General features: G+C 65.5%; 21 protein-coding genes. 10 read left to right on the plus strand and 11 right to left on the minus strand.

Features of this window, described 5'->3' with window-relative positions; translation table 11 throughout:
* Positions 1 to 101: 101 nt before the first annotated feature.
* The gene (locus TVC13_RS14330; protein ID WP_422401860.1) at positions 102 to 3,701 is read right to left on the minus strand and encodes a S8 family serine peptidase; all 3,600 of its coding nucleotides are present in this window, start codon (positions 3,699 to 3,701) and stop codon (positions 102 to 104) included.
* A 457-nt stretch (positions 3,702 to 4,158) separates the two neighbouring features.
* Here TVC13_RS14330 and TVC13_RS14335 point away from each other — a divergent pair, with 457 nt between their 5' ends.
* The 3 genes from TVC13_RS14335 to TVC13_RS14345 are packed head-to-tail and all read left to right on the plus strand — an operon-like array spanning position 4,159 to position 7,652.
* Positions 4,159 to 5,262 carry a Rieske 2Fe-2S domain-containing protein gene (locus TVC13_RS14335; RefSeq protein WP_422401861.1) on the plus strand — a complete coding sequence of 368 codons (1,104 nt, stop codon included), beginning with the start codon at positions 4,159 to 4,161 and terminating at the stop codon, positions 5,260 to 5,262.
* A gap of 13 nt (positions 5,263 to 5,275) precedes the next feature.
* Positions 5,276 to 6,268 carry a PDR/VanB family oxidoreductase gene (locus tag TVC13_RS14340; RefSeq protein ID WP_422401862.1) on the plus strand — a complete coding sequence of 331 codons (993 nt, stop codon included), beginning with the start codon at positions 5,276 to 5,278 and terminating at the stop codon, positions 6,266 to 6,268.
* A gap of 43 nt (positions 6,269 to 6,311) precedes the next feature.
* Positions 6,312 to 7,652, plus strand: a complete 1,341-nt coding sequence (locus tag TVC13_RS14345) for an MFS transporter (protein WP_422401863.1) — start codon at positions 6,312 to 6,314, stop codon at positions 7,650 to 7,652.
* Positions 7,653 to 7,738: 86 nt separating this feature from the next.
* Here TVC13_RS14345 and thiD read toward each other — a convergent pair whose 3' ends face one another.
* From thiD to TVC13_RS14360, 3 genes are all read right to left on the minus strand, one after another.
* A complete protein-coding gene (thiD, locus tag TVC13_RS14350) occupies positions 7,739 to 8,566 on the minus strand; it encodes a bifunctional hydroxymethylpyrimidine kinase/phosphomethylpyrimidine kinase (protein WP_422401864.1) in 828 nt (275 codons plus the stop codon).
* Between the two features lie 61 nt (positions 8,567 to 8,627).
* Positions 8,628 to 9,110, minus strand: coding sequence for a hypothetical protein (locus TVC13_RS14355; RefSeq protein WP_422401865.1), 483 nt, complete (start codon positions 9,108 to 9,110; stop codon positions 8,628 to 8,630).
* Entirely contained in the window at positions 9,103 to 9,741 is a 639-nt protein-coding gene (locus tag TVC13_RS14360) for a TetR family transcriptional regulator (RefSeq protein WP_422401866.1), read from the minus strand. The genes TVC13_RS14355 and TVC13_RS14360 overlap by 8 nt, the downstream gene beginning before the upstream one ends.
* A gap of 230 nt (positions 9,742 to 9,971) precedes the next feature.
* On the opposite strand from TVC13_RS14360, the gene TVC13_RS14365 reads away from it, so the two are divergent.
* A complete protein-coding gene (locus TVC13_RS14365) occupies positions 9,972 to 10,712 on the plus strand; it encodes a queuosine precursor transporter (protein ID WP_422401867.1) in 741 nt (246 codons plus the stop codon).
* 19 nt (positions 10,713 to 10,731) lie between these two features.
* Here the strand turns inward: TVC13_RS14365 and tgt are convergent, their stop codons facing one another.
* Positions 10,732 to 11,997, minus strand: coding sequence for a tRNA guanosine(34) transglycosylase Tgt (gene tgt / locus TVC13_RS14370; RefSeq protein ID WP_422401868.1), 1,266 nt, complete (start codon positions 11,995 to 11,997; stop codon positions 10,732 to 10,734).
* 181 nt (positions 11,998 to 12,178) lie between these two features.
* Between tgt and TVC13_RS14375 the strand changes: the two genes are divergently transcribed.
* Entirely contained in the window at positions 12,179 to 13,210 is a 1,032-nt protein-coding gene (locus tag TVC13_RS14375) for an FUSC family protein (protein ID WP_422401869.1), read from the plus strand.
* Here TVC13_RS14375 and TVC13_RS14380 read toward each other — a convergent pair.
* Both TVC13_RS14380 and TVC13_RS14385 read right to left on the minus strand, forming a co-directional pair.
* Entirely contained in the window at positions 13,207 to 14,079 is an 873-nt protein-coding gene (locus TVC13_RS14380; protein ID WP_422401870.1) for a DUF6707 family protein, read from the minus strand. The genes TVC13_RS14375 and TVC13_RS14380 overlap by 4 nt on opposite strands.
* 54 nt (positions 14,080 to 14,133) lie before the next feature.
* Positions 14,134 to 14,673 carry an NUDIX hydrolase family protein gene (locus TVC13_RS14385; RefSeq protein ID WP_055239793.1) on the minus strand — a complete coding sequence of 180 codons (540 nt, stop codon included), beginning with the start codon at positions 14,671 to 14,673 and terminating at the stop codon, positions 14,134 to 14,136.
* Between the two features lie 116 nt (positions 14,674 to 14,789).
* Between TVC13_RS14385 and TVC13_RS14390 the strand changes: the two genes are divergently transcribed.
* Together TVC13_RS14390 and TVC13_RS14395 are read left to right on the plus strand one after the other, a co-directional pair.
* Positions 14,790 to 15,383 carry a YdeI/OmpD-associated family protein gene (locus TVC13_RS14390; protein WP_422401871.1) on the plus strand — a complete coding sequence of 198 codons (594 nt, stop codon included), beginning with the start codon at positions 14,790 to 14,792 and terminating at the stop codon, positions 15,381 to 15,383.
* Positions 15,384 to 15,391: 8 nt separating this feature from the next.
* Positions 15,392 to 16,270 (plus strand): class II glutamine amidotransferase, encoded by an 879-nt coding sequence (locus TVC13_RS14395; protein WP_422401872.1) that lies wholly within the window; start codon positions 15,392 to 15,394, stop codon positions 16,268 to 16,270.
* Between the two features lie 12 nt (positions 16,271 to 16,282).
* On the opposite strand, the gene TVC13_RS14400 is transcribed toward TVC13_RS14395, so the two are convergent.
* The gene (locus TVC13_RS14400; protein WP_422401873.1) at positions 16,283 to 17,395 is read right to left on the minus strand and encodes a glycoside hydrolase family 76 protein; all 1,113 of its coding nucleotides are present in this window, start codon (positions 17,393 to 17,395) and stop codon (positions 16,283 to 16,285) included.
* Between the two features lie 152 nt (positions 17,396 to 17,547).
* Here TVC13_RS14400 and TVC13_RS14405 point away from each other — a divergent pair, with 152 nt between their 5' ends.
* Both TVC13_RS14405 and TVC13_RS14410 read left to right on the plus strand, forming a co-directional pair.
* The gene (locus tag TVC13_RS14405) at positions 17,548 to 18,324 is read left to right on the plus strand and encodes an SDR family NAD(P)-dependent oxidoreductase (RefSeq protein WP_422401874.1); all 777 of its coding nucleotides are present in this window, start codon (positions 17,548 to 17,550) and stop codon (positions 18,322 to 18,324) included.
* A gap of 9 nt (positions 18,325 to 18,333) precedes the next feature.
* Positions 18,334 to 19,518: an acyl-CoA dehydrogenase family protein gene (locus TVC13_RS14410; protein WP_422401875.1), complete on the plus strand. Its 1,185-nt coding sequence runs from the start codon at positions 18,334 to 18,336 to the stop codon at positions 19,516 to 19,518.
* A 12-nt stretch (positions 19,519 to 19,530) separates the two neighbouring features.
* On the opposite strand, the gene TVC13_RS14415 is transcribed toward TVC13_RS14410, so the two are convergent.
* Genes TVC13_RS14415 through TVC13_RS14425 form a run of 3 tightly spaced genes read right to left on the minus strand, consistent with a single transcriptional unit; the run spans position 19,531 to position 24,116 of the window.
* Positions 19,531 to 22,677, minus strand: a complete 3,147-nt coding sequence (locus TVC13_RS14415; protein WP_422401876.1) for a hypothetical protein — start codon at positions 22,675 to 22,677, stop codon at positions 19,531 to 19,533.
* Positions 22,674 to 23,405 (minus strand): hypothetical protein, encoded by a 732-nt coding sequence (locus TVC13_RS14420; RefSeq protein WP_422401877.1) that lies wholly within the window; start codon positions 23,403 to 23,405, stop codon positions 22,674 to 22,676. The genes TVC13_RS14415 and TVC13_RS14420 overlap by 4 nt, the downstream gene beginning before the upstream one ends.
* 45 nt (positions 23,406 to 23,450) lie before the next feature.
* Positions 23,451 to 24,116 (minus strand): TetR/AcrR family transcriptional regulator, encoded by a 666-nt coding sequence (locus TVC13_RS14425; protein WP_422401878.1) that lies wholly within the window; start codon positions 24,114 to 24,116, stop codon positions 23,451 to 23,453.
* A gap of 223 nt (positions 24,117 to 24,339) precedes the next feature.
* Between TVC13_RS14425 and TVC13_RS14430 the strand changes: the two genes are divergently transcribed.
* Positions 24,340 to 25,929: a hypothetical protein gene (locus tag TVC13_RS14430; protein ID WP_422401879.1), complete on the plus strand. Its 1,590-nt coding sequence runs from the start codon at positions 24,340 to 24,342 to the stop codon at positions 25,927 to 25,929.
* The last annotated feature ends 50 nt before the right edge of the window (positions 25,930 to 25,979 follow it).

Consider the following 25,979-nt stretch of genomic DNA (forward strand, 5'->3'; position numbering starts at 1 on the left):
CCGGGGGTTGGCCCGGGGGCCAAAAACGGCCCGCCCCCCCCCCACCACCCGGGGCCCGGGCATAAGCCCGGGCCCCCGCTGTCTTCAGTGTTTGGCTAGTACTAGCGGCTGCACTTCACTGCGCCATAGGACGCCGTGTAGTCCACCTTCTCAGCCTTGCCCTTACCGAGGAACTTGTAATGGGCGGTCAGGTCACCGGCCGGAACGGTCAGCTGGCGGGTCTTAATGACCGCCGTCGTCGTTTCTCCCGGCTCAAGCTTCATGACCTTGGCGTTGCCGTGCGGGGACTTCAGATCGATATCCGCGCGGCGGTCACCGTTGTTCGTGAGCGTGACGGTGATCTCGGCCTTGAAAGCGTTGCACTTGCTGGCAGCGCTGACCGGGTTCACCACAGCCTCGGGGACAACGGCCGGCAGGATCTCGGCGCGTTCGCCGAGGCCCGCGGTACCGGAAAGATCACCGGTGGCGTTGTGCAGGTGCAGGAAGAGTGCCGAGGCTTCGGTGGTCTCCTGGCTGCGGTTGACGGTGAGCTTTCCGCCGTCAACGTCGGCAAACAGGGCATCCGCCGAGGCGCCGGAGAACCACAGTGCCGGGTTGGCGGCGTCGAACGGAATGAAGTCTGTCGAATCCACCGGTACGGTTCGTCCGGTGTTGTCGACGTTGTACAGGCTCCACGTCACAACCTTGTACTGCAGCGGCAGCGATTCAGCGGACGGATCCAGTCCCAGGGCAGCAACGTTCACCGGCAGGGTCACCGCGTTGCTGTCGAAGGTGTTGGTGTCCCTGTTGCCGAGCTGGCCGTTGGCGCCGGTCTGGTCCACCAGAGTGGAGGTTCCATCCGGGTTCAGGCGGTAGGTGTTCACCAGCACCAGGTCCAGGTCATCGGCGCGGCCGGTGGCTACGAGGTAGTCAGCCGTGCCGTCCATGTTGGTGTCGATCTCAACGTTGACCTCATTGTGACCGCCCAGGATGGGCCAGTTGTCCCACGTGCTCAGGCCGAAGTTGAGGACGCCGTCCAGCACGTCTTCACCGGCAGCCTTGAGGGCAGGAACCGTGGTGGAAGCACCGACCGCTGAAAGGTCCATCGAGTTCATGGATTCAAGGGCCAGATCATTGCGCTTGTCGCTCTGGGCGCCAAGAACCAGCGGCGATACCAGGGAGAGGTAGGTGGATGCGTCGCTTCCCTGCAGCAGATCGCGGCCCGAGAGGGTCACGTCCGCTGCCAGCGCCTCGGAATCAGCAAAGCTGATCTCCGTGCCGGCGGTCATGTCCGACGTCGGCTTGGGGGCCGAGTAGACGGGCACGCGCAGGGTGGGGATGCCGGCACTGGCCAGCTGGACGCGTCCGGAGACGTCAGCCAGGTACTGGCGCTGCAGGCCCAGCTGCTCAACGTCGGCAGCCGGATCGATTGTCTTCGCCAGGGCCGTGGGGTCGGCGATCGTGAGCGTCACGTCCACCGTTGCCTTGGCATTGGCACCAACGCTGACGCTCGGAGCGGTGGTGATTTCCACACCGGGCATGGTGGATGCCGGCAGGTAGCTGACATCAAACGTGCGCGGACGGTCCGACTTGTTCTGGACCGTGACCTTGCGAGTAACGCTCAGCGCATCGGCGCCAACCTCCAGGACCCCGAAGTTGACGCTGGTCAGCGTCTGGTCCTCGGAGTCGTAGGCCATGACCTTGGAATTCACGGCATCCAGTACGTCAACGCGGCCGGAACCGACACGGTTGGGGCCGTGCACGGCGCCGTTGGCTGCGAGGACGTCATGGGTGGCCGTGTTCATGATGGTGTTCTTCACCTCGTACGGGGTGTAATCCGTCGCGGCGTAGAGCAGGGCTGCCAGGCCGGCAACGTGCGGCGTTGCCATGGACGTACCACTGCTCACTGAAGCGCCGTTGCCGGAACCTACGTTGGCCGAGCCGATCGAGGAACCGGGAGCGGCGACGTCGGGCTTCACCACACCGTTGGAGCCATGCAGGCCGCGGGAGGAGAAGGAGCTGACCGTGTCCAGGGCGTTGGACGGACCGGTAGCGGTCCCCATGAAGGCAGGGTCGAGGCGCACGGTGAGGGAACCTTCGACGGCGGCGGGACGCAGCCGTTCGGAGGACTCACGGTTGAGCTGGATGCCGGGAAGCGCGGTGTTGCCTCCAATGCCGGCGTCGAAGACGTCGCGCGGGGAATCCAGGACGACGCCGGTTGCGCCGGCTGCCTCCGCGTTGTTGAAGCGGGCACCTGAGCCGCAGGGGAAGGCGCCGTTTTCGTCTTCCCACTGGATCCAGACCCATTTGTCAGTCAGGGAACCTGCCGGGAAGGCGTTGCAGCCGAAAGCGTTGGAGGCCGGGGCCACCACCACGTCGCCGGTCAGCTGTTCAGCCGACAGGGCTGGATCCGAGTAGTTGAAGTTCACCGAATACTGTCCTGCGGCGGTGGTTGTGCCTGTGGATTCTTCGGCACTGACGATTTCGGCCCGGTCCAGTGAAATCTGCGAACCGATGGAGCTGGCCACGGTCAGGGAGGACTTTGCGTTGCCGGGGGAGCCGCCCACGTTGTACACGTCTCCGGCGTTGCCGGAGGCGACAACGGAAAGGATGCCCTGTTCGGTCAGTTTGTCCACGATGTCATTCTCAGGATCGTCCACGGGAGCGTAGTCGGAGCCGAGTGACATGTTCACGACCTGTGCGCGGTCGGAGAAGTCGCCGTCGCCGTTGGGGTCGAGGACGTAGTCAAGGGCCTGGCCCACTACCTCGGAGGAACCGGTGCAGCCGAAGACGCGGATGCTGACCAGCTGCGCTTCCGGAGCGGAACCCGGGCCGATGCGCATGTCGTTGACGTCCGCAGCGGTCAGCGAGGAGTAATCGCCCTTGAACGTGGCGCCGTCAGAGCCGGTTCCGTAGCCGGCGGCTGTGCCTGCCACGTGGGTGCCGTGGCCCTGGCAGTCCATCGGGTTGAGGTCCGGCTTGGGGACCGGCTGGTAGTTGGCCGCTGACGGGTCGGCGTTGTAGTCATCGCCTACCAGGTCATAGCCGCCGATGAACTTGTCCGTGTCGATCAGGCCGCTGTCGGCAGAAGGGATAACCGGGGAGGCCTGGGCTGCCTCGTAGGCCTCGATGGTTCCCGGGCCGCCGAAGTCGCTGTGCGTGTAATCGATGCCGGTGTCCAGGACGGCAATGGTGATGCCGTTGCCGGTCTGCTGACGCTCCACCCAGGTGTTGAGGGCGCGGGTATCGATGTCTGCACCCTTGTTGTCGATTGTCTTCGGGACGATCCGGGTGATTTTCGCGACGTCGTCGCGTTCGGCCAGCGCCTTGATGGCGTCTGCATCTCCAACGATGCCGACGCCCGGAAGGCTGTTGGTGGTGGTGTAGAGGGTGCTGGCGTCCGCTTCCGCGGCCACCGACTCAGCCTGCGACTCGATGGCTGACCGGATCTGCTGCACACGCGGTGCGTCAACGACCGGTTCCCGCTTGCCCTCCTTGACGGCCTCCGGCTGGGTCTGCTCGAAGGCGCCTTCGCCGGTGAACTGAACGTAGACGGAGACCTCGCCGTCGACGCCGCGGAGGCTCGGGGATACCTTCTGCTCCGCAAACTTCTGTACCGCGAATCCCTGGGCAGCGTTGTCCGTGCCGGCGGGTTCGGTTGCCTGGGCCGGTAGGCCAAGGCCTGCCGTGAGTGCGAGGCCGGCAACTGCGGCAGTAGCCACAGCCCCTGGCCTGTGATGAATGGACCGTCTCATTTTGCTCCTTGAACATTCCGCCGCGTGTTACCGGCAGAAAGTTCAAGACCACAGACCCGGAGACCCAGAGACCAAAAACGTAAACAACCGGCTGCTGACACACGTGACAGCTTTCCCGTTGTGCCCCCAACCCCCGTTCGGGGTGTCAGCGTGCACCTTTCGGCCCCCAAAACTCCTGCAGCCGTAGGCACACCCTAAGGGAGCATTTCACCAGCTCAAAGGTTTGGGGATTTTCCCCCGAAATAGGGATGGAGGGCTTGACGTGAGGTGCGGGCGCATGGCCGGGTCCCCGAATGTGCCCTGCGACACACAAGAAGTATTGCTTGCGGCGGTCACGCAGCAGAACTAGCATGTGACTTGCCTCACCAACTATCTATCTAGATAGATAGTTGGTCCACCCTGAATCTGCTGCAGAGGATCTGCCTTGACTGTTCCAGCCGCCAAAACGACAACCACAGCCAAACTCATGTCCCACCCACTCAACGCCTGGTACGTGGCGGCCTGGGATCATGAGGTAACTGCCAAGGGAATCCTGGCCCGCACCGTCGCCGGCCGCCCGCTGGCCATCTACCGGACTGCCGACGGCCGCGCCGTCGCGCTCGCTGACGCCTGCTGGCACCGGCTGGCGCCGCTCTCCCAGGGAAAGTTGATCGGCAGGGACGAGATCCAGTGCCCCTATCACGGCCTCCGCTACAACTCTGCGGGCCGCTGCACGTCCATGCCCGCCCAGGAAACGCTCAACCCGTCGGCGACCGTGCCCTCCTTCCCGGTGGTGGAACAGTATCGCTACGTGTGGGTCTGGCTGGGTGATCCCACCCTGGCCGATCCGTCCCTGGTTCCGGACATGCACCAGCTCGCCAGCCCGGAGTGGGCCGGCGACGGCGAAACGATCCACGCACCGTGCAATTACCAGCTCGTGCTGGACAACCTCATGGACCTGACCCATGAGGAGTTCGTCCACAGTTCTTCGATCGGTCAGGACGAGCTGAGCGAGTCCGAGTTCGAGGTCACACACGACGAGAACTCCGTCACGGTTACCCGATGGATGCACAACATTGACGCACCACCTTTCTGGCTCAAGAACATGCGGGACAAGTTCCCCGGATTCGAAGGAAAGGTGGACCGCTGGCAGATCATCCACTACTACTTCCCGTCCACCATCTGCATCGACGTCGGTGTGGCCGAAGCCGGGACCGGAGCGCCGGAAGGAGACCGGTCGCGTGGAGTCAACGGCTATGTCATGAACACGATCACGCCGGAGACCGAACGTTCCTGCCACTACTTCTGGGCCTTTATGCGCAACTACCGGCTGGACAGCCAGCTCATCACCACGCAGCTGCGCAACGGCGTCCACGGCGTGTTCGGCGAGGACGAGGCGATGCTTCAGGCACAGCAGGCGGCCATCGACGCGAACCCGGACTACGAGTTCTACAGCCTGAACATCGACGCCGGCGGTATGTGGGTCCGGCGCCTGCTGGAACGAGCGCTGGAAGCCGAGGGCCGTTTGGCTGCGGCTCCCGGCGCCTGAAGGGCCTGCAGTCATGGCAGATTCCAATTCCCAGGTGTGGCAGCGCGGAACTGTGCACTCCGCACAGGAGATAGCCTCCGGCATCCGCCGGATCGTCCTGCGCCCAGACAAGCCCCATGCCGTCCGGCCTGGCGAGCACATCGACGTCCGGGTCCCCATAGACGGAACATCTTCCGTTCGCTCATACTCGGTGGTCGATGCCAGCCCGGATGGAAGCGAACTGGCGATCAGCGTCTTCCTCAGTCCTGCGTCCCGAGGCGGATCCGCGTTTATGCACCAGCTTGAGCCCGGACAGGTGCTGGAAATGACGCAGCCGCTGCAGAACTTTCCGCTGCGCGTAGGTGCTCCCAGCTACGTCCTGCTGGCCGGCGGAATCGGAATCACCGCCATCCTCGGCATGGCGGCACTGCTTCGCCGCCTCGGGGCAACTTACCGGCTGGTCTACGCGGCACGTTCGCGCAGCGCCATGGCATATGCGTCCCAGCTGGCCGAGCTGCACGGCGAGCAGCTTCAGCTGCACCTCGACGACGAAGGGACCTCCCTCGACACCCGTGCGCTGGTCCACAGTGTCCCGGTTGGGGCCGAACTGTACATGTGCGGCCCCATCCGGCTCATGGACGCTGTGCGGCGCTGCTGGCTGGACCGCGGACTGGATCCAACCAACCTGCGCTACGAGACCTTCGGCAACAGCGGATGGTTCGAGGCTGAGCCGTTCACCGTGAGGGTCCCACGCCTTGGTGTGGAAGCGACTGTGCACTCCGACGAATCCATGCTCGAAGCGCTGGAGCGGACGGGCCTGGACATGATGTTCGACTGCCGCAAGGGTGAGTGCGGCCTGTGCCAGGTCCGCATCCTGGACCTTAACGGCCATGTCGACCACCGGGACGTCTTCTATTCAGACCGGCAGAAAGAACCCAACTCCAAGATGTGCTGCTGTGTCTCCCGTGCTGTGGCGGATGACGCGCGCCAACCGGGTCCGGCCTCCGTCACCATCGATATCTCCTGAAAGGTCCGCTATGGACATCCGCAACAAAATAGACATTTCCAGAATGTCGCCCTATCAATGGGTGATCGTAGCCCTGGCTGCCTTCCTCAATGCACTGGATGGCTACGATGTCCTGGCCATGGCGTTTACCGCAACTTCCGTGACCGAGGAGTTCGGGTTGACGGGATCCCAGCTCGGCTGGCTCCTCAGCTCCGGTCTGATCGGCATGGCGGTTGGAGCCCTGGCGTTCGGCCCTTTTGCTGACCGGTTCGGGCGCCGTCGGATGCTGATGGCGGCGCTGTCCGTGAATGCCGTTGGCCTCTTTCTGTCCGCCATCGCCGGCTCCGCACTGGAGCTGGGTATCTGGCGCATTGTCACCGGGCTTGGCGTCGGCGGGATCCTTGCCACCGTCACGGTGCTCACCAGCGAGTACTCAAACACCCGCTACCGCGGTATGGCCGTGAGCATCTACACCGCTGGCTACGGCCTCGGTGCCACTCTGGGTGGGATGGGTGCAACGGCCCTCATCCCCACCTTCGGCTGGCGGTCGGTCTTCCTGACCGGCGGGCTGCTGACTATCACCTCCATTGTCCTGGTGCTCCTGCTGGTCCCTGAATCCGTGGACTACCTCCGTACCCGGCGGCCAGCGAACGCCCAGCGGGAGCTTGCGCGGATCGTCCGGCGGCTGAGGATCCAGGGACCGGTGGAACTCGGCGGCGCACCCGAGACGAACGGGCCGCAGAAAAACAGCGTGGGGCAGCTCCTTAGCCGCCGTTACCGGGCAACGACCCTGCTGCTCTGGTGTTCCTTCTTCCTGATCATGTTCGGTTTCTACTTCGCGAACTCCTGGACGCCCCGGCTCCTCGTGGAATCAGGCATGACCGAGCAGCAGGGGATCATCGGGGGCCTCATGCTGACGATGGGCGGGACATTCGGGTCGCTGCTCTACGGTGCGCTCACCACCAAGTGGGCGCCCCGGCTGACCCTGATCGTCTTCACCGTACTCTCGGCTGGAACGCTGGTGCTGTTCATAACCACGACCTCGATTCCGCCGTTGGCGTTCTCCGCCGGGGTACTGGTCGGGATGCTTATCAACGGCTGCATCGCCGGTCTCTACACCGTGACCCCGCAGGCCTACGACCCCTCGGTGCGGACCACCGGTGTCGGCTGGGGCATCGGAGTTGGGCGTGCCGGGGCCATCCTGGCGCCTATCCTGGTGGGTGCCCTGCTTGATGCCGGATGGACGCCCACAGCGCTCTACCTCGGGGTGTCCGGTGTCGTGGTGTTTGCCGCTATTGCGCTGTGGAGGCTGCGTCTGGGCGCTGCCGCGCCTGAGACCTTGCCGGCGCAGGAATCGGACGCCGGGGAATCTGACCGCGTGCCGGCGGCCGAGGCAGGCCGCTAGGATTCCTCCGCGGGAACACGCCACGGGGGCAGCGGCGCCGGGTACGGCGCTACTGCCCCCGTGGCGGTGAGCTGGACTGTGCGAACCTAGAGGGCAGGTCCGCTGGCTGCGCCGCCCTGCCACAGTGCATCGAACGGAGTGTTCGAGGAGACCCGGTTGCGGATGCCCTCGGTGACGAATGCCTTAGCGCTGCGGGCAGCCTCGAGCGGAGTGGCACCCTTGGCCAGCTCGGCGGTAATCGCGGCGGCCAGGGTGCAGCCGGCACCGCTGACGGCGACGTCGCCCACCTTCGGTGCCCGGAGCACCTCCATGGTCTCGCCGTCGTAGAAAACGTCGACGGCGTCATCGCCTTCCAGCCGCACGCCGCCCTTGGCCAGCACGACGGCGCCGGAGGCTTCATGGATGCGCTTGGCTGCTTCCTTGAGATCGTCCACGGACTCGATCGCATCCATGCCGGCCAGTGACATGGACTCGAAGTGGTTAGGGGTGACGAACGTGGCCAGCGGCAGGATCTGGGCCTTTAGGGCCTGATCGGTGTCCAGGGCTGCGCCTGGTTCCTGACCCTTGCAGATGAGCACCGGGTCCAGCACGATGTTGGTCCAGTGCTGGCTCTGCAGCGCCTTGGCCACGGTGTCGATGGTCGCCGGGGTTCCCAGCATGCCGATCTTCACGGTGCCCAAGTCATAGGCGGTCTGGATGGCCTCCAGCTGGTCGGCGATGACCTGCGGGTCTACCGGCACAAAGCGGTGGTTCCAGTTGTCCTTGGGATCGAAGGAGACAATGCAGGTCAGGGCGGTGATGCCGTAGGTCCCCAGTTCCTGGAAGGTCTTGAGGTCTGCCTGGGCGCCCGCTCCGCCGGTGGCTTCGGAACCGGCGATCGTGAGCGTGACGGGAGGATGTGTTGTTGAAGACATGGGTACATCTTCTACCTAACGCAGTGTGCCCCGCCACCCGGTTCCGCTGCGGAGTCCAAGGCTAGTAACGCACGTCCATCAGGCGCCACACCGCAAGGCGCCCGGCAGCGGCAGAGATCCCGATGGCCAGGGCCATCAGGAGGGGCACTCCGATGGAACCGGCAAGGAGCCCGATGACCAGCCAGGCGAGCAGCGTGGGCACCACGAAGAATGCCAGGACGTGCAGCCACTGGTTCGGTACGCCCCGCAGCAGCAGGCCCAGGGCCAGGCCCACGGGTGCTGCCGTGAGCAGTCCGATGCCGGCCGCATAGAAAGCCGCGATCACGATGATCCAGAGGTAACCCCACAAGTCCCTGGACGTGCCCCAGCCGATGGCCACGGTGGCGATAGCGGCCACCAGCAGGCAGGCGACGGCGTAACCGATGACGAAGGCGGTAGGTCCAAAGGTGACGCGGGGGGCGAGGAGGAGAGGTGCGTCCGCGCCGGAAGCAGGGTCGTCGGCACCTGCCGGGGCGACGCCGTCGTCGTCCGCGTTGTCAGTCATGCGATCGTGCTCCTCGCAGCAGCTTCACCACATCTTCCACGATATTGCGGACAACGGGTAGCCGGGAGAGGATCACGAGTTTGGCCACCAAAGGAGCCGTATTGGTTACCAGGCGCCGGGAGCGCACCTGGCCGGGCGAGGAATCGTAGACCCAGAACAAGGTCACGCCCATCTGTACCAGCCACAGCAGTTCAGGCAGGTCATCACGGACGGCCAGGGGAGGCTGGGGGCGGGCAGCCAGCACCGCCTGGCGGTAGACGGCGATCGACTTTCCGCGTCCCACCTGCTCAGCATCGGCCGGTGCGGAGGACTTCCGGGTTCCCGGAGGCACGGGCAGGGCGGCGGTCTTCAGGAACTGGTGACCCAGCGAGTGATAGGGGGCCAGCACATCCAGGTTCGTCTGCAGGATGACCCGCAGGTGCTCTCCGAGGTTGTGTCCCTCGCGCAGCTGGGGGAGTGCGGCGGAGCGGTGCTGGTTCTGCAGTGAGCGGTACAGCTCCGCGACGATCGCGTCCTTGGACGAGAAGTAGTAGTAGGCGTTGCCGACGGATACGCCGGCTGCCGCGGCGATGCCGCGCATGGTGGTCCGCTCGAAGCCCTGGTCGCGGAACTGCTCCGTCGCAGCCTCCACCAGCCGCCTCCGGGTGGCTTCACTCTTCAACCCCGCGGCCATCGAACCCCTGTTCCAAGTTGTGTACGGAGGAAATTAGAGCACATATTTGAACGTGTTCAAAAATGTGACGGAACAAAAAACGTGGCAGAATTGACGCTGGTCCTTCAAGGGCCGCCCGGGACAGCGGGCAAGTGCTAATACAGCCGGGCGGGAGCCCAGGCGAACCACTAAACCGAAACGGGAAATCCATGTCTTCACCAACCCCGGCCGCTGCCCGCCAGGCACGCCAGACCCCCAGCTACGCTTCCCGGGGCAGCTCGCATTACGACCTGATCCTCACCCTCATGTGCGTGGTGATCATCATTTCCAACATTGGGGCGTCCAAGGGCGTGGTGCTGGGCCCGGTCTTCGGTGACTTCAGCATCATCACCGACGGCGGATTCTTCCTCTTTCCGCTGGCGTACATCCTGGGTGACGTGATCAGCGAGGTGTACGGCTTCAAGGCAGCCCGGCGTGCCATCTACATGGGCTTCGCCATGGCCGCGTTTGCGGTGCTGTCCTTTGCGGTGATTATTGCCCTGCCCGGATTCGACGACGCCTACGGCGTGGAGAAGCAGGCCGCACTGGAGTCCACGCTTGGCCCGGTCTGGCAGATCGTCGCGGCGTCGCTGCTGGGTTTCCTGGCCGGGCAGCTGCTTAACGCCATGGTGCTCACCCGGATGAAGGCGCGGTTCAAGGAACGTGCGCTGGCAGGCCGGCTGATGGCCTCGACCGGAGTCGGCGAGTTCGCGGACACCCTGATCTTCTGTGCCGTTGCCGCGCCGGTGATCGGTATTACCGGCGCGGGGCAGTTCGTGAACTACGTGATCTTTGGATTCGTTTACAAGACCGCCGTCGAGTTCCTCTTTGTGCCGGTGACCTCAACGGTCATCAAGGCGATCAAGAAGCGTGAGCCGAGCTACGGCCGCGCGGTTCCCGAAGAGGTATAGGCCCCGGGGACGTGCGCGGCTAGCTGTAGTACTTGCCCAGGACCTCGTCCTTGAACTCGAAGAACGAGCCGTCCTCGATGGCCAGGCGGGCGTCGTCGACCAGCTTTACGGTGAAACGCTCATTGTGGATGGAGATCAGCGTGTGGCTGACCATCTCATTGGCCTTGAACAGGTGCTGGATGTACGCGCGGGAGTAATTGGTGCAGGCATAGCAGTCGCAGCCGTCCACCAGCGGACCGAAGTCGCGCTTGAACTTGGCGTTCGAAAGGTTCTTCCGGCCGTACGGGGTGTAGAACGCCGAGTTCCGGGCCACGCGGGTGGGGGAGACACAGTCGAAAGTGTCTGCGCCGTTCTCGATGGCGGTGAAGATGTCATCGGGCTCGGAGATGCCCAGCAGGTGCCGCGGCTTGTCCTCGGGAAGTTCCTCGGTGCACCAGCGCACAATCGTGCCCAGGTTTTCCTTCTCCAAGGCGCCGCCGATGCCGAAGCCGTCGAAGCCCATGGCGCCAAGATCACGGGAAGCCTTGCGGCGCAGGTCCTCATACTGTGCCCCCTGGAGGACTCCGAAGAGCGCCTGGTAGGGGCGGTGCGACCGCTCCTCGGTGAGCCTGCGGTGCTCAACCAGGCAGCGTTCTGCCCACAGCCGGGTGCGTTCCAGGGACCGTTCCTGGTAGCCGCGGGAGTTGAGCAGGGTGGTGAGCTCATCGAAGGCGAACATGATGTCCGCCCCGAGCTGGTGCTGCACCTGCATGGAGATTTCGGGGGTGAAGCGGTGCTTGTCGCCGTTGAGGTGGGACTTGAACCAGACGCCGTCGTCGTCGATGTGGGCCAGGCGCTCCTTGCCGGGAGCGACGTCGTCGTCCGCTCCGGTGGCATGGGTGGTGCCGTCGGCGTTCATGTTGATGACCTTCTTGAACCCGGCGCCCAAGCTCATGACCTGGAATCCGCCCGAATCGGTGAAGGTGGGGCCGGGCCAGTTCATGAATTTGCCCAGCCCGCCTGCCTCGTCAAGGATGTCTGCCCCCGGTTGGAGGTACAGGTGGTAGGCGTTGGCCAGCACGGCCTGCGCCCCAAGCTGCGCCACGGATTCCGGCAGCACGGCCTTTACGGTGGCCTTGGTGCCGACGGCGATGAACGCCGGAGTCTGGATCTCACCGTGCGGGGTGCTGATTACCCCGGTACGGCCCTGGAATTCACCGCCGTTCTCCTGAGTGCGGGACGCGGAGTCGGGGGCGGTTTCACGCAGGCGCTTACCGAGGGCAAAGGAAAAACCGGAGCTGGACACGCTTCCATTTTGCCTTACATCCGGTCCGTGCCCCTCCGCTGGCCTCGGCGCCTGCCCGGGAGAGAGGCAGCGCACATAACTCCGGCCGCCGTGCACGCCAAGCGTATGGTCAAGAAGGCGGACTCTCCGGCTCCGTGAAGCGCTGCCGCCCTTGAAAACCTGAAAGGCCCACGAAGTCCCCTTGAACCACCTGCGCGAAATGTTCACCATTGCCCCTGCCCACAATGACCACCGGGTGGGGATCCGCTGCGGCATAGGCATAGGTGTACCGCTCGCTGTACTGCTGGCCCTGGGCAGGATCGACCTGGCGATCTTCGTGGCCTTCGGTGCGTTCACCAGCATCTACGGCCGCAATGAGCCGCACCGCCAGCGGCTGGGCCACCAGCTGCGCGCAGGGGCGCTGATGTTCACCGTCATCCTGGCCGGCGCGCTGTCCTCGCGGCTGGGACTGGACGCGTGGGGAATCGTGATCGGCACGACGGCCGTTGCCGGGCTGGCGACTGTGGCTACCGGTTACTGGCGTCTCCGCCCGGCGGGATCGCTCTTCCACATCTTCGCCTACGCCGCCATTGCCTCCGTGCCCGCGCATCCTCCGCTCTGGCAGGGCATGCTCGCGGCAGGTGCCACCATCACGTTTGCCATCCTGCTGGGTATGTCCGGAATGCTCCTGAACCGGTACCGGACGCCGTGGGAAAAGCCCCTGCGGCCTGGATTCTCCGCCGCACAGCAGAAGGCACTTTGGGCCGACGGCGGGCTGTATGCCGTTGCGGCCGCGGCCGCCGGCAGCATCGCCACCATGCTCGGAATCGGCCACAACTACTGGGCCATGGTCGCGGCCACCGTTCCGCTGGTGGGCGCCACCTTCCGGCACCGCATCCACCGCGGCATCAGCCGCATGCTTGGCACGTTCGGCGGGCTGGGGATAACCGCGGTGATCCTGTTCGCCGGGCTGGCGCCCTGGCAGCTGGTCTTGGTGATTGCACTGCTGCAGTGCGGGGCGGAGCTGTTCATTGCCCGCAACTACGCGCTGGCACAGGTGGTCATCACGCCGCTGGCGCTGCTCAGCACTGAGCTGTCCCACTCCAGTGACCCCTCAATGCTCATCAGGGACCGGGCCGTGGAAACCGTGATCGGCGCACTGGTGGGCATGGGACTGGTGCTGCTGCTGCAGCTGAAGGCCAACCTGGCCCGGGCGGACCGGGTTCCGGCCTAAAGATCCAGATTGAGGCCGCGAACCGCGCTGAGCTCGGTGCGGATGCGGCGCTGGAGTTCGGCGTCGGAATAGGTCTGTGAGCCGCCGTGCGCGCGCAGGTAGAGCAGGGTGTTCAGTCGCAGGATGCGCCAGTCCCGTTCGCTGTGCTCATCCCCGGCCTCGGCCGCCCGCTGGATTTCACGGTCATACAGGTTCGGTTCATTGAGCTGGCGCTGCAGCAGCTCTGCGGAGAGCTTGGCCTTCAACGGATCGGATTCGGCGTTGTCCCCGGCACGGACCGCCTGCGCGAAGGCCGCGGAAGTCTCAAGCTCTCCCGACTCATGAGTGATGTGGGCGGCCAGGGCCAGGGCTCCCTGGATCCAGTTCCAGCGCCCGTAGTTGCCGTCAAACCCCAGGCCGGTGATCAGGGAACAGACCGCCAGGGCGTTCTCGGCGTCGCCCAGGTCCACATACAGGGTGTGGGCAAGGTCCCGCACATCCTGCAGGTTGCTGCCGGCCTTGACGTTGAGCCCGCGGCTGAGCCGGGAGGTGAGTTCCTTCACCGCCCGGTCATCGGGGTGGGCGGCGGCAGCAGCAGCCAGGACGGCGGCGTAGGTTTCCTCTTCGGTGGGGATGCTCCGGACGGCATCGGACGCATTCTTCTCGGGCGCCGGGGCAGCTACGCGAACCGCTGCGCCGTAGGCAATCCGCAGGGTTTCCCCGTCTTCCAGTCCAGCGATCACCAGGGCTGGGTTGCCAAGGTCGTCTTCCTCGACGCGGACGTCTGCCAGCGGCGCCAGGGTCAGCTCATCAAGGACAAGCCGCTGTCCTGGTACAAGCAGTTCGGCATTGACCCGGAAGGCATACTTATCCGGCACACTCATCGACATGGCTGTTCCTTAGCGCTCGAAGCTCGGCCCCAGTATATAAACGTAGGGTAACGGTTACCGGCCCCACCCGGCGGACGCCAGCGCCTGGCGCAGCAGATCGCCGCGGCCGCCGGAGAACTCCGAGTAGATGGCAGGACTGAGCGCCTCTTCGGGGGTGAGCCAGGACAGTTCCAGTGCATCCTGCCGCGGATCGCATTCGCCGGTCACGGGAATCAGGTAGGCCAGCGCGACGGCGTGCTGGCGCTCATCGGTCAGACCCGTCTGGGAGGGGGACGGGAAATACTCGGCGACGGCGAACGGGGCCAGGCTGGGAGGCAGCTGCGGCAGTGCCATCGGCCCAAGGTCCTTTTCAAGGTGCCGCAGCAGGGCTGCGCGGATGGTCTCCCGGTACATCACCCGGCCGGACACGAACGTGCGGACCATCTTGCCCTCCGGCGTCGCCTGCAGCAGCAAACCCACCTCAGTCACGTATCCCAGCGGATCGCACCGCACCGGAACGGCCTCCACGTAGACCATGGGAAGCCGCTGCCGTGCTTCATGCAGGTCCTCCTCCGAAAGCCAGCCGGGATACGGGTCAGGAGTACGTACGTTCATAGCAGTGTTCTACCGCAAAGCCGGCAGCCGAGTCATACGGCGCGCTCAGCTTCGGCCAAGGGCTGAACTGCCGCCGGACCTTCCAGCCCCTCTCCCCGGAGCCTACGATTGAGCGCATGGAGACCGAGCTGTCGGAGCTGCTGCTCCCGGATGCGGCGGCATGGCGGGACTGGCTGGATGAGCATCATCTGCGCTCCGCCGGGGTCTGGCTGGTCCTTGGGAAGAAGGGTGGGAGCACCACCGCCCTGACCTATCAGTCGGCCCTGGATGAGGCGCTTTGCTTCGGTTGGATTGACGGCCAGGCGGCACGGCGTGACGAAGAAACCTACCTGCAGCGCTACACCCGGCGCGGCCCGCGGAGCGCATGGTCGCTGCGCAACGTGGGGCACATCGCCCGGCTTGAGGCCGCGGGCCGGCTGCACCCCTCCGGACGCGACGCCGTTGAGTCCGCCAAGGCGGACGGCCGCTGGGATGCGGCCTATGCCGGCCCGGCCACGGCAGAGGTGCCGCAGGATCTGCTCGACGCGATCGCCGCCAATGAGAGCGCCCAGGCCATGTTCGACGTGCTGAGCTCACAAAACCGCTTTGCCTTCGCCTACCGGCTGGGCCAGCTCAAGACGGCAGCAGCCCGGGAGCGGAACATAACCCGTTTCGTGGACATGCTCAGCCGCCGCGAGACCTTCTATCCGCAGAAGAGGTTCCCCGACTAGGAGTCCACATGTGCAGGCTTTTCGGAATGCATGCAGGTCCCAAGCCCGTCCGGGCCACGTTCTGGCTGCTCACCGCCCCGGACAGCCTGGCCGAGCAGAGCCGCAGGATGGCGGACGGTTTCGGGATCGGCGTCTTCAATTCCGCGGGCAAGCCCCTGGTGGACAAGGCGCCCATGCCGGCCTATGAGGACCGGGCCTACGCTTCCGCGGCCCGGACGCTGGAAGGCCGCACCTTCATAGCGCACGTCAGGTATGCCAGTACCGGCGCAAACACCATTGAGAACACCCATCCGTTCCTGCAGGATGACCGGCTGCTGGCGCACAACGGGGTGGTGGAAGATCTGGATGTGCTTGATGACCGGCTGCGTGCCCTGGAAGTGATGCATCTGGTGCAGGGGCAGACCGACAGTGAGCGGGTATTTGCGCTCATCACCGGCTTGGCCCGGCAAAACGGAGGAAACCTCGCCGAGGCCATTCCGGCGGCAGTCACCTGGATCGCGGAGAACCTGCGTCTGTACGCGGTGAACCTGGTGATCACCACGGAGTCGGAGCTCTGGGCGGTGCGCTACCCCGATACACATCCTCTCTACGTCCTGCAGGAAAGTGCCGACGACGCGCACCACGGCAAGCACACCGCCCGGATCAGCATGAAGAGCGATGACATGGAACAGAACCGGACCCCTGCGGTGCTTATCGCCACCGAGCGGATGGATGAGAATCCGAACTGGCGGATGATGGACTCCGGCGAGATCCTCAGGGTGGACCGGAACCTGAACACGGAGCGGTCCTTCCCGCTTCCCCAGCATCCCCAGCACCTGCTCACCCTGGCCGATCTGGACCCGCATACTGCAGCGTCGCAGCACCCGCTCAAGGCGGCAGGAACCTGAGCAGGCGGACCATCAGTCCTCCTGCGGATCATCCTCCAGCCGCACTACTCGCAGGGCGGCCTCCAGCACCATCCAGGCCTGAAGCTGGGTGGAGAGCTCGACGCCGCTGCCCGCGGGATAGTCCTCATCCGACGTGCTGCCTGGGTCCGACGGAAACACAGCCAGGTTGTTGCGGACCGCCCGGCCCTTCCAGAGCCGGTCTGCCAGCTCGGTGACCATGCCGCCGGCCGTCCGGCGTGAACCAGGGTCCAGTGTGGCTGCCGCTGCGGCTTCGGCAAGGTATCGGCACAGGATTCCGGTGAACAGGCCGCCGTCCCCGCTGCCGTGGGTGCGCAGCAGCAGGCCGCCGCCCTGCACCAGGTGCCGGGACGTGGCGCGGATCAGCTCCGCGGCCCGCTCCAGGTTCGCCTCGCCGCCCAGTTCCAGCAGTGCTCCCAGAACCGGCCCCTGGTTGTACGTGAAGTGGGCCCGCTCCAGCGCCGGGCCGGCAGCGCTCTGCCGCACGCCGTCGTAATAAAGCCCGGTCCCGGGGTCGAGCAGCTCAGCATTCAACCAGTCCACCAGCTCCTGCGCGCGTTCGCGCTCGCCGGTGCGGGCGAAAAACAGGGCGGCCGGGGCGGTGGCAGGGGTGTTCTTGAAGTTCCTGGCCCGGTTCCACCACACTCCGCCGCCCAGATCCGCCGTGTGGCCCGACCGCAGAGCACGTCCCAGTGACTCGCGCAGGCCCGAGTGGCGTGGTTTGTTGCCGCGCGGCGGCCCGGGCAGGGAATCCAGCCGCAGACCTGCGAGTGCCAGCCACGCCATGTCATCAAAGAAGTGGTTGGTAAACCGGCCGCCGTTGCGGATCCGGATGGTCCGCACCACCTGCTCGGCCAGCGTGATCGGATCTTCGCCGGATACCGGGGCCCGGCTGCGCAGCCCGGTGTCCACGAGGACATCCACATAGTGCGCTTGCCACCAGTAATGCCACGGCCCGACGCCGCGGGGCAGTGGCTGCGGTGCCCGGACCGCGCCAATGTGGGTGCCCGGCAGGCCCAGCAGCCTGCCGCCAAAGGCGGTGGTGACGCTGTGGGCGGCGGCGTCGGCACGCTGTTCGGCGTGGCGTACGGTCTGTGCTGCGGGCATGCGACCCACGATAGCCCCGGGCGGCAGGCAGCGTCACGGGCGCCTGAACTGAATCGGACCCTGCTGGATGCGCTGTGCTGCGAGTCACAGTAGGCTCGTGGGACCGCACGCGCCCAGGCGCACTACAAGACCCCTGATCCAGGAGGACACAGATGCAGTTATCCGGTGCTTCGGCCATCGTCACGGGAGCCGCTTCGGGGCTGGGCCGGGCAACCGCCCGCCGGCTCATTGATGCCGGAGCAGAAGTGGTCCTGGTGGATCTGCCGTCCTCCGGCGGACTTGCCTACGCAGGTGAGCTGGGCGATAACGCCCACTTTGTGCCGGGAGACGTAACCGATCCGGAGCAGATGCAGGGCGCGGTGGAGGCGGCGATGGCGGCGGCTCCGCTGCGGGTGGCCGTGAACTGCGCCGGTATCGGCACTCCCGGGAAGGTGCTGGGCCGCAACGGTGTCCTGCCGCTGGAGGACTTCAACCGGGTCATCCAGGTGAACCTGGTGGGCACGTTCAACGTCACCCGGCTGGCCGCTGCGGCCATGGCGGAGACTGAGCCGGTGACGGACGACGGCGGGACCTCCGAGCGCGGCGTCATCATCAACACCGCCTCGGTAGCGGCCTTCGACGGGCAGATCGGACAGCCTGCCTACTCGGCGTCGAAGGGTGGAGTGGCTGCCATGACCCTTCCGCTGGCACGCGAACTGGCGCGCCATTTGATCCGCGTGGTGACGATCGCCCCCGGCATCTTCGAAACCCCCATGGTTGCCGGACTGCCGCAGGGCGCCCAGGATTCGCTGGCCGCGCAGATCCCGCATCCCTCCCGGCTGGGCCGGCCTGACGAGTATGCGTCCCTGGTGGACCACATCATCGGCAATTCGATGCTGAACGGTGAAACCATCCGGCTTGACGGAGCGATTCGGATGGGACCGAAATAAGGCGTGCCGATGCTCCCCGACGCCGACTTTTTTCTTTTCGAACAGCTTCTGAGTCCCGAGGAGACAGCCAAACTGGCTGAACTGCGCTCCTTCCTGGCCGCCGAAGTGCTTCCGCACGCCGGCGGCTGGTGGGATGAAGCCCGGTTCCCGGTGGAACTGCTGCCCGGGCTGGCCTCCCTGGGGCTGTCCACCCCGGTGCAGCGCGGTTACAGCCCGCTGTTCGCCGGACTGGTTATCGCCGAGATGACCCGGGCCGACACCTCGATTGCCACGTTCTTTATGGTCCACCACGACCTGTTCGTGGAGGGACTCCATGCTTTCGGCTCCGAGGAGCAGAAGGCCCGGCTGCTCGAGGACGCCCAGTCGCTCAAGATCACCGGCGCCTTCGCCCTGACTGAGCCGGATCACGGATCTGACGTTGCCGGCGGTATGGCCACCACCGCGGTGCGCGACGGCGATGGCTGGGTCCTGAACGGAACCAAGCGCTGGATCGGCAACGGCACCTTCTGCGACTGGATGCTGTTGTGGGCGCGTGAGCCGTCCACCGGCAAGGTCCGCGGTTTCCTGCTGGATGCTTCATTGCCCGGGATCAAGCGCACCCGGATCGAGCACAAGACGGCGCTGCGCACCGTACAGAACGCCGACATCGAACTCACCGATGTGCGGGTTTCCGAGGCGGACCGGCTTGCCGGAATCGGGAGCTTCGAGGACACCAAGCACCTGCTGCGCGGTTCGCGGATCATGGTGGGCTGGCAGGCGGTGGGCCAGCAGCTGGCAGCGTTCGACGTCGCCCGTGGCTACGCGGTGGAGCGCACGCAGTTCGGGCGCCCGCTGGCGTCCTTCCAGCTGGTGCAGCAGCAGCTGGTGCGGATGCAGGGTAACGCCGTGGCATCGACTGCCATGCTGGCCCGCGTCAGCGACCTGGAACAGGGTGGCTATGGTGCCGTGTCCGACGACGGAACAGCCCGCGGGGACATGGCCCGGGCTGCACTGGCGAAGTCCTACGCCAGTGCCCTGATGCGCGAAACCGTCTCCCTGGGGCGAAGCCTGCTGGGCGGCAACGGCATTGTCACCGACTACCGGATGGCGAAGATCTTCGCGGACGCCGAAGCAATCTACACGTATGAGGGAACGTATGAGATCAACTCGCTGATCGCCGGGCGGGAGATCACCGGGGTGTCGGCGCTGCGGTGACCCCGGTCCTTCTCACAGCTTCCACTTGTGCTGGTATTCGATCAGGTGCACCCGGTAGCTCAAACTGAAGATCGTCAGGTTCAGCAGATCCCACTTGATCAGTGTCAGCTTCGCGGAGCCGACGAGCCCGATGCTGAGAAAGACAGCTGCCTCGAGCTCGGCCTCACGGGGGCTGCCGGTTACCGTGACCTTAGCCCCGTAACCGGATTTCGCGGAGAGGGCGATGTCCGGGCCGGCAAAGCTGTAGATCCGGGACCGGTACGTCAGCTCCGGGCCGACGGCAACCTCGCCCGAGAGGGAAAATTCCGTCCCGTTCTTCACCGAACGGGGCATGGGGAGGACATACTTTGTGGGCTCGTCTTCCTTGAACCGGTGCATGCCCTCCTTGCTGGTGTACATAAAACCGAACGTATCTTTTCGTTCAATGCCGATCGCCGGAATATCCACGACTGCCTTCAGCGTCCCGGTGACTGCCAGTGCCATGTTCAAGGTATTGGTAATGGCGACCGGCACGGGACCAACCGGGATGGTGATGGCCGGGAGCGCAACCTCGGCGATCTTCAGGTCGAGATTCCAGCGGCCCTGGACCTGCATCCAGGCCTGCAGGGACGCCGATGCCTTCAGCTTCGAATTGAATTGAATGCGGAACTCCTCGATGGTGATGCCGCGGGGTATGACCTTCCATTTGAATGACATTTTTGTTTTGAGGACGAACGCGAAGCTGAGGTTGACCTCACCGCCGGCGCGGACGGCCAAGCCCTGTTCCGTCACGTGGTCGGTTTCGGACCATGCTTCGAAGTCTTTCCAGTCCTGTTTCTTTCCCGCAGTTCTGACTTTGAAGGAGTCGTTTTCACGGACGAGGATGACTCCTACATCTGCCGCCATGGTCCAGTTGGCGGAGATGGATCCGCCGGGGCCGCCCTGCAATGGGCCGCCGCAGCTGCCGTCTCCGGAAAGCGGCGTCGCAGGAGCCAGCCATTCCCCGTTCTCGTCGATGTCCGCTCCGGTCGGTTCCTGACCGTCGGTTCCGGGCAGGCGGCAGGCGGTCTTGAAGTCCGCGGGGTTGTCCAGGTTGAATTCGTCGCTGCTCAGCTCCAGATCGACATCGTCACCGGTGCGCACTTCCGCGTAGGTCCCCGCCTCCGGGATGTGCGGCGCGCCGTTTTCATCGAGGATGTCCACAGCGGACACCGGTATTGCCTCTCCTGCGTTCCCGTCCTCATGCACGTCCTCGTACGTGCCGCTGACTGCGTCCAGCGAGGTGCCCGCCTGCGCCATGAGGTCTTCCACCTCCAGGCCGCTGCCGTCGCCGAAATCTTCGGTCTCCTCGACGTCGACCTGCAGGAACAGCTCCTCCAGCAAGACCTGAGTAGTTGAGACCATCCAGGACCCGTCAACGAGGTCCATGGCGGACATGCGGCCCAGGAACCCGGACGGTGCCGTAAGCATGGGAGCGCTGACGATGATGTCTCCCGGGTCCAGCTCCGGCCGCTCAGCGAAGCGCAGGCTGAATTCGTCCAGCACCTCGAATTCGAGCTCGGGTGTCTCCAGATGGAACACCTGCGCCTCGGGTGAGACTACGGTGTCCCCCTCTTCGGCGACATCGAGGGTCAGCCGCACGCGGTCCGACGCGCGGGCGGTTCCGGGATCGGAACGGTCAAATACAGTCGCCACGTAGTCGAAATCGCCGTCTTCGGGGGCCAGAGCCCGGAAACTCCAGTTGAGTTCATCCCCGGCGGGATTGAGCTCGGCCAGGCCGATAAAACCGACGTCCGGTGAACTGATGGCTACACGGTCCACGGAGTTGGCGCCGGTGGACACAGTTCCTTCGAGAGTGAACCAGCCGGTTTCGGTGAGGTCCAGGCTCTGCCGGTCCACGGGGGAAGTGATGGTGATGGCGGCCGGGTCAGATGCATCGTAGGGCACCGGAGCGCCCAGGAAGCTGCCCAGCGGCTGGAGGGACACAGTGGCGCTGCCGCGGCGGATTGAAAGCTGTGTCCCGCCCGTGTCGACCGGCACCAGTGCCAGCTGCGGCTGGGCACCCGCGGCCCGGTCTATGGTAACGCCGGCAGACCGGCCGCGGACTTCCGGTCCCCAGGCGAGCGTGGTGGTGTCTCCTCCGGCTGCGTCTGCTGCCTGGACAAGCGCCAGCGCGTAGGCACTGTCATGATCATCCGCCAGCCGGACCTCCTGCGGGGCGGTCCCGGCTGAAACTTCCAGCCTGGTTGCCGGCCGGTGCTCCGTGTTCACCACGTAGCTGCCGCGGTGGTTCGCCTGCGAGGTGTCTTCCGCAGCTTCGGCGACCCAGCCGGTTACGGTAGCCTGCAGTGTTCCGGTGTTTCCGCTCCGGCCCAGGCCGACGGTCACTCCTCCCTGATCCTCGGCGTCCACGATGGTGGCAACAACGGATCTGCCTGCCGGAAGGGCCATCCGCTGGCCGTCCCCGAGGATGACGTCGTCCGCTTCCGCGAGCGTCACGTCCAGCAGGACATGGACGCTGCGCGCCAGGGTTGCGGAGACCCCGCCCTCTCCGGTGAGGCCGATCCACAACGGGCTGGAGGTCAGGGCGCTGCCGGCAAGGCCGGCTGCGGTGTCAGCCTGGACCACCGGTTCCGGCAGGGCGATGGTGGCACCGCCGGAGGCCTGTGTTCCCTTGAAATAGGCAAGCGGCTCGACCCGGATGTCTGCTTCAGCGTCGGTCCACAGCGCCACTGAACCCGCGGTAAGCGGCAGGAGGACGGTAGTGGACGTGGTGATTCCCGCCCGGGCATGCAACACAGCCGTTTCGGCTGTGGTGTAAACCGTTTGGCTGGTGCCGGGCTCGAACACTGTCAGGCGGACCAGGGCGGCGGACTGTCCTTCCGCAGCGGTTCCCAGGAATACCTCTCCGGAGGCATCCTTGGACAGGCGGGAACCGATCCCGACGGCGCTGTCTACCGCGGGCAGGCTGGCTGGAACCGGGGTGAAGCCGGGCTCCGGAGCGGGCAGGACGGCGCTGAGGTTCTCGATTGCGTCGCTGGACACGGCTGCGGCGGGCGGCGGAACAGCGGCCATGGTTAGGGTGAGGGCGAGCGCTGAGGCGACACCGATGCGGACTGCGTCAGTGGTGCGCACGCCGCGGAGCCGCTGCAGTGCGGCTGTGATTGGGCGGCGGTTCATCGGGTTCCTCCCTGCTGTTCGGCATGCCGTGCGGCAACGGCCTGCAGGCGTCGCTGCCGCAGCACCAGAGCGGTGCCGGTTCCGGCGGCCAGGACGCCGACGGCGAGGATGCCAGTCAGCAGAGGGCCGGCAGCGCCGGTTTTGCCCAGTGCCTCTGCTGCGTTGCGGGACGTGGTCCCGGTGCTTGCCGGGACGGGGCCCTCGTGACTATTGGGCTGCTTGCCGGGATTACCGCCGGGGGCCGGAGACGGCACATGCCCTGTGGCCAGGTCGTCCCAGGCGATCCAACCATCGAGCGTGTGGGCCGGATCGAAGGGCGCGTCACGGAGGCGGTGTTCCGCGAGGATGGTGCCGGCAGCGTCAGTAAAGGAGACTACGACGTCGGCGGAGAACCGTTCGGCTGGAGAAATCCGCAACTCGTGCTTACCCGGGGAGACCGCTGTGAATCCAGTGACGCCGAAGACTGTGGGGGAGAGGCCGATGACTGCCCAGGTGCTGCTGCCCGAGCGCCAGGAAACGGACTCAATGCCGGTCCGTGCGGCCTGGGATTCGACGTCGACCCACATCTGCGTGGTGCCTTCAGGGGCTTGGAGCCCGCCCGGTGCGGCGGAAGCCGGAGGAACAGGAAGAGCCGGAGGAACCGGAAGCCATGCTGCGGCAACCAGCAGGTTCAGGACAAGGAGTAGCCGGGAAAAGCGGCCCCAGCGGCCGCGGCGATCTGAGCTCACAGGGGCACGCTAGCAGTAAAACTTGGATGCAGTTCAAGTTTGGACTTAAGTTACATCGCCGTGTTTCTCTGCCAGTCCCCGCGCTTCGGCGGTGGCGATCCGGGAGATGGTTTCAATCGTTTCGGCCCACTTGTCCGGGGTGAGGAAGGCGTCCTCGACGGACCCGCTTGTACCCAGTGTCACCACCAGGTCCTCCATTGCCAGGCCGAGGATGCCCACCAGCAGCCGGGCTTCGCGCCGGGGTGAGCCGGCAAGCTGTGCGCGCCCGGGATGGGACTCCAGCCACTGTGCGGCGGACTCAGCCAGGTCGTCGAAAAGCCTGGAAAGCGGACCGCGGACCTGGGCCTGGGTTTCCGGCCTGCGGCGCATAAGTTCAAAGCGCCTGGATGCCACTTCCGGATTGACCGCGGAATGGCCGATCGTGCTGAATGCGATGTCCAGCAGTACGGGGATGAGGGGTCCGTTGGGTGCGGCGTCGAGCCTGGCGGCAACGTCCTCGGCAGCCAGGCGGGGGTACGGCCGGCCAAAGACGGCCGCTTCCAGGGATGGCATGTAGTTGAAGAACGTACTGCGGGACACCTCGGCACGACTGCAGATGTCTGCCACGGTTACCGCCTCGTGGCCCATTTCCAGGGCAAGTTCGATCCCGGCCAGTTCGATGGCCGTTTCTGTCTGCCGTTTTTTACGTTCGCGCAGTCCTTCAGTGCTCACTGTAAACCCCGCATCGCGGGAACCTCTCTTGGGTCGGTTCTCTGCCTTTCACAGGGTACCGGCGTCCGGTGCGCCGTGGCGGGATAGGGCCGGTACGCCGAAGGATGTCCCCGTGTAAAAAACTGTCTTATAGTTCCACCCGCCGTCCGTACCCCCTATCGTGCCATTTGTGACTCGATCCAAAATTGGACTCAAAGCTAAGTTTCGACGGCGTGTAAGTTTGGTGGCTGCCGCTGCCCTGGTCGGCGCAGTGCTGATTGGTCCGGCCATGTCGTCCCCGGCCTCGGCTGCCCTAACCGCTCCAAGACACGTTTTCTCCTTCACGGACCCGTCCGGAACCGATTGGACGGTTCCCGAAGGCGTCTCCGAGGTCATAGTCCACGTCAGTGGCGGTGACGCTTCAGGCACAGGCCTGTCAGTGGGCGGTCATGGCAAACGCTGGCTGCTATCCGTGCCTGTCTCGGCCGGGGACGTACTGACCGTCTACCCCGGGAAGGCGCCCAAATATCCGAATCACCGCCAGGGCGGGGAAGGGTTTATCAAGGGGGGTGACGGCGGCACTGCCAGCCTGAACGCAACCGACGGATACGGCGGCGGCGGCGCCGGGGCACTGGAACTAAACGGAGAGCTGCTCGCGGTTGCCGGGGGCGGCGGGGGCGGGGCAGGCTCCAGCGGCTACACGCCTACCCCCAATCCAGTCAAAGGTATGAAGTGGGGCGGCAACGGAGGCGATGCTGGCACCGGAGCTGCTCCTACCTGGGGTGAGGGCAAGCACTCCAGTCGCCCTGGCGAGAACGGCAAAGACGATGCCAGGTTCGCCGGATACCACAAGCCAGGCGGCAATGGCGGCAGTGCAGCGACCGGAACCTGGGGTGGAGGCGGCGGCGGCGGTGGCGGCGGATGGCCTGCCAGCGGCACCGGCGGCGGATCCGGCAAGAAGTTCCTGGGCAAGTCAGCCGGCAGCGGCGGTGGAGCCGGGAGCAGCTGGCTGAACCCTGACGTGCCGGGCCTGGAAGCCATCGAAGGAATGGACCGGTGGCAGGAGCTCTGGAACGGTTCGTACTCGAACACTGCGAAGATCGTCATTCCGCTGACCTCGAGAACGGTGCTCACCGGACCTGAGAGCGTACCCGCCGGCGAGGACTTCGCCCTGCAGCTTCAGACGGAGGATCCGGTGTACCCCGGAACGCCGCTCCGGGGTGAATTTGAACTATTCCGGGATGGTGAGCTCATCAGCGCCGGTACCACGGATGGGAACACGGCCTTGCCGGTGGCCGGACTTGAGGAAGGAACCCACACCTACCGGGTGGACTTCGCCCCGCCCAATCCGCTGACCGATTGGTGGGGGGTGGACTTCGGCCCGTCCAATCCGCTGGGCGACTGGCGCGATGAGGAAACCCGTTCCTCGGCAACACTGACGGTCACAGTGGAGGAACCGGAGGAGGCCCGCGCTGCTGCGACCGAAGAGGGCGGGGAGGGGTCGGCAGGGCCGACCGGAACCGCAGACGATGCCGACGCCGGGGAGAGCGAAAGCAGCGGTGTGACAGGGGGAACCCTGATCGTCGTGGACGGCGAATGCGGTCATGACCAGGGCTGGTACGTGGACTGTATTGAGAACAGTGCACAGAACGATGTCTCCCATCTGGCTCCGCCGGAAGAATCCTCCACCGCGTCCCCGGACGGGCCACCCGCCGGTTCGGGCGCGGCTCCGGGCTCGTCTCCGCGGCCATCGTCCCTGCCGTCATCGACGCCGTCCGGCGGCGGGGACCCGGGCAGTCGGAACACCGGTGGAACGGAGTCCCCGAGGGACTAAGAGCCGGCGGGCTGCGTGGTGGGTTCCCCCTTCCCATCTCGCAGCCCGCC

Origin of the sequence: Arthrobacter sp. 3Tela_A, assembly GCF_049311025.1 — a bacterium.
Taxonomy (GTDB): Bacteria; Actinomycetota; Actinomycetes; order Actinomycetales; family Micrococcaceae; genus Arthrobacter_B.

Coding starts and splice junctions, on each gene's coding strand:
- TVC13_RS14385 (WP_055239793.1), bottom strand. CDS start 14,673: ATGAACGTACGTACTCCTGACCCGTATCCCGGCTGGCTTTCGGAGGAG.
- TVC13_RS14390 (WP_422401871.1), top strand. CDS start 14,790: ATGGAGACCGAGCTGTCGGAGCTGCTGCTCCCGGATGCGGCGGCATGG.
- TVC13_RS14395 (WP_422401872.1), top strand. CDS start 15,392: ATGTGCAGGCTTTTCGGAATGCATGCAGGTCCCAAGCCCGTCCGGGCC.
- TVC13_RS14410 (WP_422401875.1), top strand. CDS start 18,334: ATGCTCCCCGACGCCGACTTTTTTCTTTTCGAACAGCTTCTGAGTCCC.
- TVC13_RS14340 (WP_422401862.1), top strand. CDS start 5,276: ATGGCAGATTCCAATTCCCAGGTGTGGCAGCGCGGAACTGTGCACTCC.
- TVC13_RS14355 (WP_422401865.1), bottom strand. CDS start 9,110: ATGACTGACAACGCGGACGACGACGGCGTCGCCCCGGCAGGTGCCGAC.
- TVC13_RS14380 (WP_422401870.1), bottom strand. CDS start 14,079: ATGTCGATGAGTGTGCCGGATAAGTATGCCTTCCGGGTCAATGCCGAA.
- TVC13_RS14400 (WP_422401873.1), bottom strand. CDS start 17,395: ATGCCCGCAGCACAGACCGTACGCCACGCCGAACAGCGTGCCGACGCC.
- thiD (WP_422401864.1), bottom strand. CDS start 8,566: ATGTCTTCAACAACACATCCTCCCGTCACGCTCACGATCGCCGGTTCC.
- TVC13_RS14405 (WP_422401874.1), top strand. CDS start 17,548: ATGCAGTTATCCGGTGCTTCGGCCATCGTCACGGGAGCCGCTTCGGGG.
- TVC13_RS14345 (WP_422401863.1), top strand. CDS start 6,312: ATGTCGCCCTATCAATGGGTGATCGTAGCCCTGGCTGCCTTCCTCAAT.
- TVC13_RS14365 (WP_422401867.1), top strand. CDS start 9,972: ATGTCTTCACCAACCCCGGCCGCTGCCCGCCAGGCACGCCAGACCCCC.
- TVC13_RS14415 (WP_422401876.1), bottom strand. CDS start 22,677: ATGAACCGCCGCCCAATCACAGCCGCACTGCAGCGGCTCCGCGGCGTG.